This is a genomic window from Micrococcus porci, assembly GCF_020097155.1.
In the GTDB taxonomy this organism is placed as follows: Bacteria; Actinomycetota; Actinomycetes; order Actinomycetales; family Micrococcaceae; genus Micrococcus; species Micrococcus porci.
The window spans coordinates 882,241-894,555 of record NZ_CP083691.1; the positions used below are offsets into that span (position 1 = coordinate 882,241).

The 12,315-nt window shown below is 70.3% G+C and carries 11 protein-coding genes; 7 read left to right on the forward strand and 4 right to left on the reverse strand.

Features of this window, described 5'->3' with window-relative positions:
* From KW076_RS04245 to KW076_RS04265, 5 genes are all read left to right on the forward strand, one after another.
* Positions 1-927: a GIY-YIG nuclease family protein gene (locus tag KW076_RS04245; protein ID WP_187326247.1), complete on the forward strand. Its 927-nt coding sequence runs from the start codon at positions 1-3 to the stop codon at positions 925-927.
* Complete coding sequence (locus tag KW076_RS04250; RefSeq protein WP_224356363.1) at positions 927-2,468, forward strand: DUF262 domain-containing protein; 1,542 nt, start codon at positions 927-929, stop codon at positions 2,466-2,468. Before KW076_RS04245 ends, KW076_RS04250 begins: the two co-directional genes overlap by 1 nt.
* Positions 2,458-4,515: a GmrSD restriction endonuclease domain-containing protein gene (locus tag KW076_RS04255; RefSeq protein ID WP_224356364.1), complete on the forward strand. Its 2,058-nt coding sequence runs from the start codon at positions 2,458-2,460 to the stop codon at positions 4,513-4,515. Before KW076_RS04250 ends, KW076_RS04255 begins: the two co-directional genes overlap by 11 nt.
* A gap of 45 nt (positions 4,516-4,560) precedes the next feature.
* The gene (locus KW076_RS04260; RefSeq protein WP_224356365.1) at positions 4,561-7,101 is read left to right on the forward strand and encodes a GmrSD restriction endonuclease domain-containing protein; all 2,541 of its coding nucleotides are present in this window, start codon (positions 4,561-4,563) and stop codon (positions 7,099-7,101) included.
* Positions 7,102-7,178: 77 nt separating this feature from the next.
* A complete protein-coding gene (locus tag KW076_RS04265; protein ID WP_002857973.1) occupies positions 7,179-7,388 on the forward strand; it encodes a hypothetical protein in 210 nt (69 codons plus the stop codon).
* A gap of 90 nt (positions 7,389-7,478) precedes the next feature.
* Here KW076_RS04265 and KW076_RS04270 read toward each other — a convergent pair whose 3' ends face one another.
* Positions 7,479-8,279 (reverse strand): enoyl-CoA hydratase/isomerase family protein, encoded by an 801-nt coding sequence (locus KW076_RS04270; protein WP_224356366.1) that lies wholly within the window; start codon positions 8,277-8,279, stop codon positions 7,479-7,481.
* 21 nt (positions 8,280-8,300) lie between these two features.
* On the opposite strand from KW076_RS04270, the gene KW076_RS12510 reads away from it, so the two are divergent.
* The gene (locus KW076_RS12510) at positions 8,301-8,429 is read left to right on the forward strand and encodes a hypothetical protein (protein WP_255351296.1); all 129 of its coding nucleotides are present in this window, start codon (positions 8,301-8,303) and stop codon (positions 8,427-8,429) included.
* Positions 8,430-8,438: 9 nt separating this feature from the next.
* On the opposite strand, the gene KW076_RS04275 is transcribed toward KW076_RS12510, so the two are convergent.
* The gene (locus KW076_RS04275) at positions 8,439-8,981 is read right to left on the reverse strand and encodes a MarR family winged helix-turn-helix transcriptional regulator (protein WP_224356367.1); all 543 of its coding nucleotides are present in this window, start codon (positions 8,979-8,981) and stop codon (positions 8,439-8,441) included.
* Between the two features lie 132 nt (positions 8,982-9,113).
* Between KW076_RS04275 and KW076_RS04280 the strand changes: the two genes are divergently transcribed.
* A complete protein-coding gene (locus KW076_RS04280) occupies positions 9,114-9,500 on the forward strand; it encodes a hypothetical protein (protein WP_224356368.1) in 387 nt (128 codons plus the stop codon).
* 9 nt (positions 9,501-9,509) lie between these two features.
* Here the strand turns inward: KW076_RS04280 and KW076_RS04285 are convergent, their stop codons facing one another.
* Positions 9,510-10,709, reverse strand: a complete 1,200-nt coding sequence (locus KW076_RS04285; RefSeq protein WP_224356369.1) for an acyl-CoA dehydrogenase family protein — start codon at positions 10,707-10,709, stop codon at positions 9,510-9,512.
* Entirely contained in the window at positions 10,709-12,310 is a 1,602-nt protein-coding gene (locus KW076_RS04290) for a fatty acyl-CoA synthetase (protein ID WP_224356370.1), read from the reverse strand. Before KW076_RS04290 ends, KW076_RS04285 begins: the two co-directional genes overlap by 1 nt.
* Between the last annotated feature and the right edge of the window lie 5 nt (positions 12,311-12,315).

Here is a 12,315-nt window from a genome sequence, read left to right on the forward strand (position 1 = left end):
ATGGCACATCCCAAGACACTGCAGGTCTTCCTGATGGACGGTGTACCCACCGGTCGGCTGAAGTGCACCCTCGACAACTGGACGGGCCTCGTCTACGTGGTGCCACGCACCAGTCTCAACGCGGACGGGCACCCCGAGGCGTTCGAAGGCACCGGTGTGTACCTGCTGCTGGGGCAGGACGCCGATTCCGGCGACGACGTCGTCTACGTCGGGCAGGCTGTCGGGCGGGCCAACGGCAACGGCATGGTAGGCAGGATCCGGGAGCACGTCCGGAAAGAGGCGCACGACTTCTGGAACCGGGCCATTCTCCTCTCCACCCTCGGGGACACCTTCGGCCCCACGGAGGTGACCTACCTGGAGCACTTCTTCCACCAGGCTGCATCCACGACCGGGCGCTTCACCGTGGACAACGCGGTGGCGCCCTCCCAGGGCAACGTCACTGAGGAGAAGAAGGCGGAGCTGGAGGAGTACGCCGACAAGGCCAAGATCCTGATCAGTGCCCTGGGGCATCGCGTCTTCGAGAGCGCTGACGGCTCACATGCCGTGGTCGCGGCGGGCCGGACCACCCAGGCGCCCGAGGCGGTGCCGGAGCGCACCCTGTTCACCATGACGGTCAACGGCGTGGGTGCGCAGGGGCACCCGACGCCGGACGGGTTCGTCGTCCTGCGGGGCAGTGGTCTCATGGAGGGGCTGCGGCCCAGCGCGCCCGCGGGTGTCCGGGCGAGCCGCGAGCGCTTTGCCGGCCACATCGGCGCTGATGGGGTGCTGATCGAGGACGTCTCCTTCACCAGCTCCTCGGCCGCGGCCGGATTCGTGGCCGGCGGGAGTATGAGCGGACCGTCCTCATGGCGGGCGCCGGACGGGCGCACCCTCGGCGAGGTCGAGGCCGCCTCGGCCAAGACGGTACCCATCGAGGACGACGCCTGATGGAGATGCACTCGACCGCCGCGGATGCCGCCGTCGACCATCCGTGGGGTGCCCAGAATGACGCCCAAGGGCCGGGGACGGGGCGCTCCGGGTCGTTGACCGCGAACGTCATGACCGTCGCGGACGCACTGCGTGACCCGCGTCTCCGTGTCCCCGAATATCAGCGTCCCTACACCTGGTCCACGAAGAACGCTGTACAGCTCGTCGAGGACATCCGTCGCTTCCGTGCGGCCGCGTCCTACCGGATCGGCACCATGATCGTGCACGCCGAGGACGGCTGGCTGGACATCGTTGACGGCCAGCAGCGGTACATGACCTTCGCCCTGATCGCGCTCGCACTGCAGGAGGTCCTGGGCGACACCGCCGAGCGCGCCGAGCACCAGCGTGCGGCCCTGGACCGCGCGGCGGCCATCGAGCTGCCGCCGGGCCGCCGGGACGTGTCGGAGCGCCACGTGGTCGAGAACCACCGCCTTATCCTGCAGACGTTCCGGTCCTGGAAGAGCTCCGAGGTCGAGGACTTCGCGGACTACTTCTTGGACCACTGCACGTTGGTGCGTCTGGTCGTCAACGACCTCGACGCAGCATTCCAGATGTTCGACTCGCAGAACACCCGCGGCCGGGCGCTCCTGCCCACCGACCTACTGAAGGCCTACCACCTCCGCGCCTATGGTGAGGCCACATCGGACCGGGCGGCGATCCTCGCGGCCGTGCGGGAGTGGGAAGCTACCCCGCCGTTCGAGATCCACCATCTCTTCTCGCGTCTGCTCTATCCGATCCTCCGCTGGAGCGCCGGTGAGTCCCTGCCGCGCGACGGCTTCACCGCGTCCCGGATCGGAGCGTTCAAGGGGATCTCCGCGGGGCCGACGGGCCTCGGCCGACTGCCCTGGGCGCACGGGCTTCTCATGGCCAAGGCCCACGTGGACGACTACAACGGGCGAAACGCCACGCTGATCGCGCACGGTGCCCTTCCTCCGCTGGAATTCCCGTTCCAGCTGACCCAGCCCGTCATCGACGGCGAGATGTTCTTCCGCCTCGTGCGCCACTACACCCGGCTCGCGAGGGACCTCGGCGTCTCCGCGACGGACGCGGAGCAGACCGCCGGGGACGACGCCCGTCGTGGAAGGGAGAACGGGCGATTCCAGACGATCACCCGGCTCGTCCGGGCCACCGGTACCGGCGCTGGCTACCGCTACACACAGGAGCTCTACGGAGCGCTGCTGCTGGCCTACGCGGACCGGTTCGGCGACCACGACATCGAGCGCGCCGCTCTCGTGCTCGCACGGCATGCCTTCGCATTGAGAACGCGGTTGACGCGGGTCTACCCGCGTTCCGTGGAACTTCACGCGCTGGGCCAGCACGGGGCGCCGGACCTGGAGGACCGGGTGAACCTGTTCCGTCTGATGAGGAGCAGCCTGGACCCCGCCGCCGTTACCGGGCGCGTGGCGGCCCTCCCCGGGCCGTACGTGGACGAGGCCTCCCCGGTGGAGCGTCTCTACTCGGATACGCCCTGGGACACGGAGGAAGCCCACGATGCAGACTGAGAAGCACGTGCCTGAGGCGCTGACGATCGAGGAGGTCTTCACCGCCGCCCGGCACTACCGGGTGCCGGTCTACCAGCGGGCCTACGCCTGGACGCAGGTCGAGATCTCGACACTGCTCACGGACGTGCGCCGCGCTCGCCTCGGCTCGGAAAAGCCGGATACGCAGGGAGCCTTGTCCGACTACTACCTCGGCTCGCTGGTGGTGAACCGAGCCACGACTCCCGAGGACGTGCCGATCGACGAGGTGGTCGACGGGCAGCAGCGCCTGACCACACTGACGGTGCTGGCGGCCGTCGCGGAGCATGTCATCCGAGCCGGTGTCCTCGACCCCCGGGCGTTGGCCGTCCTGGATTACGAAGGGCGCCCCGAGGCCGGGGAGGACCTCGCGACCCTCCGCCATCGGGGCGCCCCCGCCGGGACGTCGTTCCAGGTGGACGCCATCGGGGTGGCCGTCGAGACCATCGCTGCGGCCTGCCGGCGGGCCATGGACCGGCAAACCCCGGCAGACGATCAGGAGGTGATGTTCGACGGCGACGACCTCGCGTACCTCTGGAAGCATGTCCGGTTGCTGCGCACCGAACTTCCGAAGGGCACGGACCTCAACCACTATTTCGAGGTGATGAACACCCGCGGTGAGCAGCTCGCCAAGCACGAGATCCTGAAGGCCACATTGATGCGGCCTCTCCAGGACGCCACGGACCGGAAGGTGTTCGCGCACGTCTGGGACGCCTGCGCCGTTCTGGACCGCCACATCCAGCTCCAGTTCTCGACGGAGCGGCCGAAGGATGGCGGTGAGGCGGCAAGAGACGCCGTCTTCGGAGCGTCCTGGTCGGCCCTCCTCACACGGGATTTCGCGTCGCTGCGGGCAGCTCTCGCGCCGAGCCTGACCGCGACGGTGTCGGGCGCCCGCACCATCATTGGGGCTCTGCGGGCCGCCGGGCAGACCGCCGTGGAGTCCGGGTCCTCGTCCGACCAGCGCCAGGACGACGCCGATACCGGCGCCTACGGGACCATCGTCGACTTCCCGAACTTGCTGCTGCATGTGCTGCGCGTGATGCAGGAGAAGGGTGAGGGGGCCGAGCCCGGCCTGCCGCGGTGGGGCCAGGACTCAACGGGGGCCGTGCGGCTCGAGGACGGCTCCCTGCTGGAGCAGTTCGCCCAGCACGGCCAAGACGACGCGGCCTGGTCTCAGCGCTTCCTCGTGGCGCTGCTCCGCATGCGCCTTCTGCTGGACACCTATGTGATCAGGACTCTGGCGACGACGGGAACACAGGCGGACGAGGAGAACTGGGTGCTCAGCCGAGCTCAGAAGCTCGAGACGGAGTCCGGCGAGCGCTCTCCGCGCCGACGGCTGGGTGTGAAGAACACCTTCCAGGATCCGCAGGTCCAGGACGCCGTCCGGAACCTTCAGGCCATGTTCCAGGTCACCGACACGCGCCGCACGTCCAAGTACTTCCTGTACCGCATCCTGCGATGGCTGCATGCGCAGCCGGTGGACAGTGTGGACGGCGTGGCGTTCCAGCACATGCTGGAAAATCTGGCGCGGGAGCGCCTCCGCGCCTACGAGGCGGACAAGACCTGGGATGCCGGCGTCAACGTCCCCAACTTCGTCTTCAACGCCCTGGACTACATCCTCTGGGACGCAGGCCGGACATCGCCCATGGAACGGGAACATCTGCGGGAGCCCCTCAGCGATGTCGAACAGGAGGTGCTCCGCCGGCGCGCCGACGCCTTCCGGTTCCGGTACCGAACCTCGGTGGAGCACTTCTACCCCGTGGTTCCGGGTGAGGAACAGGAGGTCTTGACCGCGGAGGACGTCAACCGTTTCGGGAACCTATGCATCATGGGCCGACGCGAGAACTCCCAGCGGAACAATCTGATGCCCGTCTCGAAGGTGAAGCAGTATTCTTCGGACGAGCAGAGCCTCAAGTTCCAGCTCATGGCCGGCATCCTTCACGCCGAGGGCGACTGGGACGTCCCCCAGATCAAGGAGCACGGGAACAGAATGCGGCGGGTGATCCAAGAGTGGCAGGGCAAGCGGCCCTGACACCTCGGGACGATCTGGCCTCAGGGCCCCCGTTAGGCTCGTCCCATGGTCGCCGCGCGTGAAGTCACCCTTCAGGAACTCCTCGGGGGCTCCTACCAGTACACGGTCCCGCTCTATCAGCGGACGTACTCCTGGGGCCGCCCGCAGTGGCAGCGACTGTGGGAGGACGTCGTGGATGTCGCCGACCACCGGCGGGACAACCCTTCGGCGACTCACTTCATCGGCTCCCTCGTTCTCGCCGGCTTCCGGGACAACGGGCCCGGTGGCGTCCAGCGGTGGCTCGTGGTGGACGGGCAGCAGCGGCTGACGACGCTGACGCTCCTCCTCGCCGCTGTCCGCGACCACCGGGCTGAGCACGAAGGCCCCATGCACGCCGATCGGGTCAACGAGAAGTACCTGGTCAACAAGTGGGAAGACGGCGATCTCCGCTACAAGGTCCTGCCCACCCAGGCCGACCGCGCCGCCTACCGCGGGCGGATCGAGCACGCCCCGGACGCTGCCGAAGGCTCCAGGATCAGCGAAGCCCACCAGTTCTTCCTGACGAAGCTGCTCGGGTTGAGTCAACCGTCTGCCGCCGGTGAAGAGGAGCCGCTGACCTTGGCGGAGGTCGAGTCCGCCGTCGTCGCCGGCCTGTCGATCGTGTCCGTGACCACCGGGGAGAACGACAACGCCCACCGCATCTTCGAGTCGCTGAACAACACCGGCCTCAAGCTCACCCAGGGCGACCTGCTCAGGAACTACCTGTTCATGCAGCTGCCCACACGGGCGGATGAGGTCTACACCACCCTGTGGCTCCCGTTGCAGAACCTGCTCTCCAATGAGGAACTGGAGACCCTGTTCTGGCTCGACCTGGTGCAACAGGATCCCAAGGTCCGCCAGACCGAGATCTACGCGGGGCAGCAGCGTCGCATGCGTGACCTGCAGGACGAGTCGCAGGTCAGGGCGGAAGTCGGAAGGTTCCTGGCGTTGGGGCGTCTCTACGACGTCATGCTCCGCCCGGAGAAGGAGAAGGACGCCGCAGTGCGCTTCCGCTTGGCACGCCTGCGCGCCTGGCGCACGACGACGACGTTCCCGATCACACTGCACCTGATGGAGCGCCGGTCCTTGGGGGACATCGATTCGGACGAACTGGCCCGTGCGTTCCTCTACCTCGAGTCGTACCTGGTCCGACGCCTCGTCTTCGGCCGCTACTCCGACGGTCTCAACACCACCTTGCTCGCGGCCACGGCCGACGTTCAGGGCCAGGACGATCCGGCGGATGCCCTGCAGCGCTTCCTCTCCACCGGACGGAAGCACTTCGCCTCCGACGATCAGATCCGCCAGGCCGTGATGACGGCACCCTTCTACACGACGGGCCGGGCGGCCCACCGGAAGCTGATCCTCCGGTGGATCGAGGAGTCGTACGGCAGCAAGGAGCCGGTGGACCTCGACAGCGCGACCATCGAGCACGTCATGCCGCAGACCCTCACGGAGGAGTGGGAGCGCGCTCTGGCCGGCCAGCTCGAGGCGCACCAGGACCTTCGAGAAGTGCACACCGAGCTCCTGCACACCTTGGGCAACCTCACCCTCACCGGGTACAACAGCGAGCTGAGCAACGGGCCCTTCGCGGTCAAGCGTGCGGAGCTGGCCAAGAGCGGCATCCGCATGAACCAGGAGATCTCCGCTGAGCCGGTATGGGGTCCCGCGCAGATCCGTGCGCGCGCCGAGCGGCTGGCGGACCGGATCGTCGACATCTGGCCGGGGCCCTCGGCAGAGGCCGCCTCCGGGGTCGCTCACACGGCCTGGCAGACGCTGACGGATGCCGTCGAGGCCATTCCCGCCGGGTCCTGGACCTCCTACGGCGAACTCGCACGGCTGATCGGAAGCCATCCGGTCCCCGTGGGGACCTACCTCGCACGGACGGCCCTGCCGCACGCTCATCGTGTGCTCCAGGCGGGAGGCACCGTCTCTCCGTCCTTCCGGTGGACCGACGTCCACCGCACGGACGATCCGCACGACGTCCTCGCGGCCGAAGGCGTGCGCTTCTCCGAGGACGGACGTGCCGACGGCGGCCAGCGGCTGGTGGCGGAGCAGCTCGCCGAGCTCATCGACGTCGACGTCGACCTGATCGATCCGCGGTCGCTCGCCGCCCCGGGCAACGACCCTGCGCTGCGGGACCGCTGGGTCGACCGACTGCACGACCACAACGATCCCGAATCGGCCCGCGCACTGATCGAGGTCCAACGAGGCTGGGTCGAGCGCGGTGGCCGGGCGGAATTCGCGGACAATGCCGCCGGCGGTTGTTTCCTGGTCGTCCCGCGCACGTCAGCACGCGCCATCTGGCCGGTGATCCTGTACCCGACGTACGGCGTCGAGGTCGTCTTCTATCACCTGGCGAAGTGGCCTCCCTTCACGGACGAGGCGCTTCTCGACGACTTCCGGGGACGTCTGAATCTCATCCCCGGGCTGGAATTCGGCCCTGAGGCTCTCCGCCGGCGCCCGAGCATCAGGCCGCAGACCCTTCAGCCGGCCGCGGCGCAGGAGGCGTTCCTCGATGCGCTGGAGTGGTTCCTGCACACCGTCCAGGAGGACGACAGAAGTGCCTGACAGCCCTGCCAGGGGCAGGTCCTGGCGAGGCGCTGACCCCCCCCCACCCCCTCCACCCCACCCAGTACGCTCGCCCCATGAAGATCGGTCTCCGCAAGCCCAGCCTGAAGAAGTCCATCAAGGCCCGCACCACGGGCCGCGCCAAGCGTGCGATCAAGCGCAAGGTCATCCCCGGCTACGGCCGCAAGGGGATGGGCTGGCTGCGCGATCCGAAGCGCGCCGCCTACAACGCCGTCTACCGGCGCACCACGGTCGGCCTGGGTGACGTTCTGAAGATGTTCAAGTGACCTCCACGCCCTCGCGCACCTGACCGGGGTCGGCCCGGTGGAGGCGCGCCGGCGGCCTGGCCACTCACGGCCTGGGCCGCGGCCCGCCCCTCACCGGCCCGCGAACGCCTCCACCCGCCGCACGGCCTCCGGGTGCTCGGACGCCGCCGCGATCGACGCCGCCTCCTGCCGCACGTGCGCGCGCAGCGCCTCGGCGTCGGCCCCGCGCGCCAGCGCCTTGGTCGGCCCATAGGTGTGCGTCGGACCGGCCACCAGCTCGTCCTCGAGCTCCGTCAGGCGGGCCGCGAACGCGTCGCCGGCCACCGCCTCGGTCGCCAGGCCCCACGCGACGGCCTCGGCCCCGTTCAGGCGCCGCCCGCCGAGCAGCAGCTGCGTCGCGCGCACCGGCCCGAGCACCCGCGGCAGCCAGTAGGACACGCCCGTGTCCGGTGTCATCCCGAGCGCGGAGAACGCCGTCACCAGCTGCGCGTCCTCGCGCACCAGCACGACGTCGCCGCCCAGCATGAGCCCGAGCCCCGCCCCGGCGGCCGTCCCGTTGACGCCGGTCAGCACCAGCAGGCGAGAGCCTGTGAGCGCCACCGCGGCCTCGCCCGCCGCCTCGCCGAGCTCCTGGATCATCGCGCGCCGCTCCGGCCCGGCAGGCGCGGCGGCCATGGCCTGGACGTCCCCGCCGCCGCAGAAGATCCGTCCGGCGCCGGTCAGCGTGAGCACGTGCACGGACTCGTCCGCCTCGGCCGCGGCGATCGCCGCGAGCACCTCGCGCGCCATCGTCAGTCCGAGCGCGTTGCCCTTCGCGGGCCGGTTCAGCGTCAGCCGCACGACGCCGGGCCGCGTCTCGACGAGGACGGCGGGGGCGTCGTCGGAGGAAGAAGGGGTGGGTGCGGTGGTCATGTCAGCTCCTGGGGTTGGCGGGTGCGGTGCACGGGTGCCGGCCGCGAGGACGGCCGGCCGGGCATGGGGTGGGTGCGCGATCCGAAGCGCGCCGCCTACAACGCGGTCTACAAGCGCACCACGTTCAGCGTCTGGGACCTGTTCCGCTGAGTCTGTTCCTCACGCGGGCTGGTCCGCCTCGTCCTCGTCATGCTCCTCCACGCTGCGGATCAGGGCCCGCAGGAACGCGGCCGCGCCGGCGAGCTCGGCCGGGGTGAGGCCCTCCACCGCGGCGAGCATACTGCGGTGCATGGCGCCCAGGGTGGCGCGGACCTCGTGGTCCGTCTTGGCCGTCGGCTCCACCACCACGGATCGGCGGTCCTGTGGGTGGGGCGCCCGTCGGGCGTAGCCGTCTCGGACCAGTCGGTCCACCAGGGCGCTGGCGGAGGCCGGGGTGATCTCCAGGGCGCTGGCCAGATCCCGCTGACGGACCTTGTGGCCGCGTCGGTCGGCCTGCAGCAGGTAACGCAGGGCTGACAGGTGGGTCTCTCCCATCCCCATGCTGTCCCGGGTGCGGGCGCGCATGCGCCGTTCGGCCTCCCGGTAGCGTCGCAGCAGGTTGAGCACGTCCACAGGTTCGATCTCGCGGGCGCCGCGGGTGTACCAGTAGCCCGACGTCGGTTCGCCATCCGTGCTGGTCAGCGTGGTGTGCTCCTCACCCATGCGCTCTTGAACCTCCCTGTTCACGTCACCCCGAAAATTTGGTTAGTGTTCCTAACGCATAGTTAGAATAACATTTTCCAGGTCACAGCGATCTCTGTGAGGGGGCGCCCGGGCCGCGGCGAGAGGAATGTCATGACAGCAACGCTGGAGGCCCCCCAGGCGATGGGGCGGACCCTGTCCGCCGCCCCGCCCGTCCTCGAGTCCCCGGCGCCGCAGCCCGCCGCCTTCCGTCAGCGCTGCGCCCTCCTGGCCATGAGTGCCGCGCGGGCCGTCACCGTGTTCCCCGAGGTCGCTGAGGCCAGGTTCGCCATCACCGGCACCCCCTCCGCCCCCGCGCTGGAGGTGGACTGCATCCTGCGGGACGGAGAGGACACCGCGGCGGTCATCGAGACCATCACGGTGCACCTCGTCGAGGACCTCGAGGAGCTGCTCGGCGCACGGTTCCACGAACGTCGGCTGGAGCTGGTCGTGGACCGCAGCCTGCCCCGGGTGGGCGTGGGGGTCGTCTCCGCGCCCTGAGGGAGGCGCTCACGCGAACGCGCTCATCCCGGTCAGGTCCCGGCCGAGGATCAACGCCTGCACGGACTCGGTGCCCTCGTAGGTGTGCAGCGCCTCGACGTCGGCGAAGTGCCGCATCACCCGGTGCTCAAGCAGGATGCCGTTGCCGCCGAGCATGTCCCGGGCGATCTGTGCCACCCGCCGCGCACCCCGCGTGCAGGCGTACTTCAGCAGGGAGGCCTGCTCGTCACGCAGCCGCCCGGCCGCCTGCAGGCGGGCCACGACCACGCAGCGGGTCTGCATCGCGGTCACCTCGTCCAGCATCTGCGCGAGCCGTTCCTGCACCATCTGGTGCGCTCCCAGCGGCTTGCCGAACTGCTCGCGCTGCCGGGCGTAGGCCAGCGCGGCCTCGAACATGGCGGTCGCGTGGCCCAGCGCGGACCAGCCCACGTTCACGCGGGTGGCCACCAGCACGCGCGCGGCGTCCTTGAACGTCGCCACGCCCGGCAGCCGCGCGTCGTCGCCGACCCGCACGTCGGTCAGCGTGATCTCGGCCTGGTGGATCGCCCGCAGCGCCCCCTTGCCCGTGATCACCTCGGCCTCGTACCCGGGCGTGGACTGCTCCACCACGAACCCCTTGACCTGCCCGTCCTCGGTGTCCCGCGCCCACACGAAAGTGATGCCGCCGGCCGCGCCGTTGCCGATCCACTTCTTGGCGCCGTTCAGCACCCAGCCGCCGGCGCCGTCGGGCCGCGCGGACGTCTCGAGGGACACCGAGTCCGAGCCGTGCAGCGGCTCCGTGAGCGCGAACCCGCCCGGCAGCGTGCCGCGCGCCACCGGCTCGAGGTACCGCTCCTGCTGCTCCGGGCTCGCGCAGTGCACCAGGGCGCGCAGCACGAGCCCGCCCTGCACGGCCGCAGCCGCGGCCATCGATCCGTCCGCCCGGGAGATCTCCATCGCCACCAGGCCCGCGGCCAACGGGGACATCACCGCGTGCCCCGGCACCTCCAGCCCATCGGTGAGCAGGTCCAGCTCACCCGCCCGCGCCACCAGGTCCAGCGGGTACTCCGCCCGGTCCCAGTGCCCGTCGATCCGCTCGAGCACCTCGCGGCCGTAGGCGCGGGCGCGGTCCCAGTGCGCGCGGTCCTCCTCGGTGGCCTCCCCGAACGCGTCCAGGTAGTCCACGTCCAGGGGCGTGACGACGTCGTAGGTCGGCTTCTGCCTGCGCATCACCGGGCCTCCTGCGTCCGCTCGGCGCGCAGCGCGCGCTTGAGCAGCTTGCCCGACTGGTTCCGCGGCAGCTCCGCCACGAAGTCCACGCGCTTGGGCACCTTGAAGCCCGCCAGGCGTTCCTTCACATGGGTGCGCACGGTCTCCGCGGTCAGCTCGGCGCCCTCCTTGAGCACGACGACGGCGGTCACCGCCTCGATCCACCGCTCGTCCGGCAGGCCGATGACGGCGACCTCGGCCACCTCGTCGAGCTCGTAGATCGCATCCTCGACCTCGCGCGGGGCGACCAGGACGCCGCCCGTGTTGATGACGTCCTTGATGCGGTCCACCACCTGGATGTAGCCGGCCGCGTCCTGGGTGACCTGGTCGCCGGAGCGGAACCAGCCGTCGTCGGTGAACGCGTCCGCGGTGGCATCCGGGCGGTTCCAGTAACCGGAGAGCAGCTGCGGCGAGCGGTACTGGATCTCGCCGGGCATGCCGGGCGCGGCGGGGACGCCGTCGGCCGTCATCACCCGCGCCTCCACGTGGAACACGGGGCGGCCGCACGAGGCCGGCCGCGCGTCGTGCTCCTCGGGGCGCAGCACGGTGCACAGCGGGCCCAGCTCGGACTGGCCGAAGCAGTTGTAGAAGCCGATGCCCGGCTGGCTCTGGCGCAGTCGCTGCAGCACGGTCACCGGCATGATCGAGGCCCCGTACTGGGCCTTGCGCAGCGAGGAGAGGTCGCGCGTGGCGAGGTCCGGATGGTTCGCCAGCGGCACCCAGACGGTGGGCGCCAGGAACAGGGAGCCGATGTGCTCGGTCTCCACCAGCTCGAGCATCCGGGGGATGTCCGGGGCGGCCAGCAGGCGCACGGTGGCGCCGAGGCTCAGGTAGGGGAGCAGGAACACGTGCATCGCGGCCGAGTGGTACAGCGGCATGGCCACCAGGGGGCGGTCCTCGGCCGTGAAGTCCAGCGCGATGATCGAGGAGAGGTACTCGGCCACGAGCGCCCGGTGGGACATCATGGCGCCCTTGGGGGTGGAGGTGGTGCCGGAGGTGTAGAGCAGCTGGGCCAGGTCGGTGGCCGACACCTCCGCCTCCGGCGCGGCGGCGTCCAGCGCCTCGTCCTGGGCGGTCTCCAGCACGGAGGGCTCGGCGTGGCCGGCGGGGAGCATGGTCCACACGTGCCGCAGAGCCGACGCGCGGCCCTCGGCCCGGACCTGGTCGACGCGCTCGAGCATGCCGGCGTCGGCCACGAGCAGTTCCGTGCCGGAGTCCTCGAGGGCGTGGGCGAGCTCGCCGCCCTTGAGCGCGAAGTTCACGGGTACGTGCACGTAGCCGGCCGTGACGCAGGCCAGGAAGAGCAGCGCGTAGGCGTCCGAGTTGGTGGCGTAGGCGGCCACCCGGGTGCCGGCCGGCAGGCCGGTGCCCTGGAGGCGGCGGGCCACGCGGTGCGCTCCGTCCCGCAGCTGGGCGTAGGTCCAGTCGCGGTCCTCGAAGCGCAGCGCGACGGCCTGCGGGGAGCGGGCGACCGCGCGCGCGAACACGCGGCCGATCGTGTCCTCCGGGGCGGGGGAGAGGTGGGCGGCGGCGTCGGTGGGGTGGGTGATCTGGTCTGGCATGGGAA

Excerpts from the sequence above, each read along its gene's own strand:
- KW076_RS04245 (WP_187326247.1), top strand. The coding sequence starts at position 1 with ATGGCACATCCCAAGACACTGCAGGTCTTCCTGATGGACGGTGTACCC.
- KW076_RS04250 (WP_224356363.1), top strand. The coding sequence starts at position 927 with ATGGAGATGCACTCGACCGCCGCGGATGCCGCCGTCGACCATCCGTGG.
- KW076_RS04255 (WP_224356364.1), top strand. The coding sequence starts at position 2,458 with ATGCAGACTGAGAAGCACGTGCCTGAGGCGCTGACGATCGAGGAGGTC.
- KW076_RS04260 (WP_224356365.1), top strand. The coding sequence starts at position 4,561 with ATGGTCGCCGCGCGTGAAGTCACCCTTCAGGAACTCCTCGGGGGCTCC.
- KW076_RS04265 (WP_002857973.1), top strand. The coding sequence starts at position 7,179 with ATGAAGATCGGTCTCCGCAAGCCCAGCCTGAAGAAGTCCATCAAGGCC.
- KW076_RS04270 (WP_224356366.1), bottom strand. The coding sequence starts at position 8,279 with ATGACCACCGCACCCACCCCTTCTTCCTCCGACGACGCCCCCGCCGTC.
- KW076_RS04275 (WP_224356367.1), bottom strand. The coding sequence starts at position 8,981 with ATGGGTGAGGAGCACACCACGCTGACCAGCACGGATGGCGAACCGACG.
- KW076_RS04280 (WP_224356368.1), top strand. The coding sequence starts at position 9,114 with ATGACAGCAACGCTGGAGGCCCCCCAGGCGATGGGGCGGACCCTGTCC.
- KW076_RS04285 (WP_224356369.1), bottom strand. The coding sequence starts at position 10,709 with ATGCGCAGGCAGAAGCCGACCTACGACGTCGTCACGCCCCTGGACGTG.
- KW076_RS04290 (WP_224356370.1), bottom strand. The coding sequence starts at position 12,310 with ATGCCAGACCAGATCACCCACCCCACCGACGCCGCCGCCCACCTCTCC.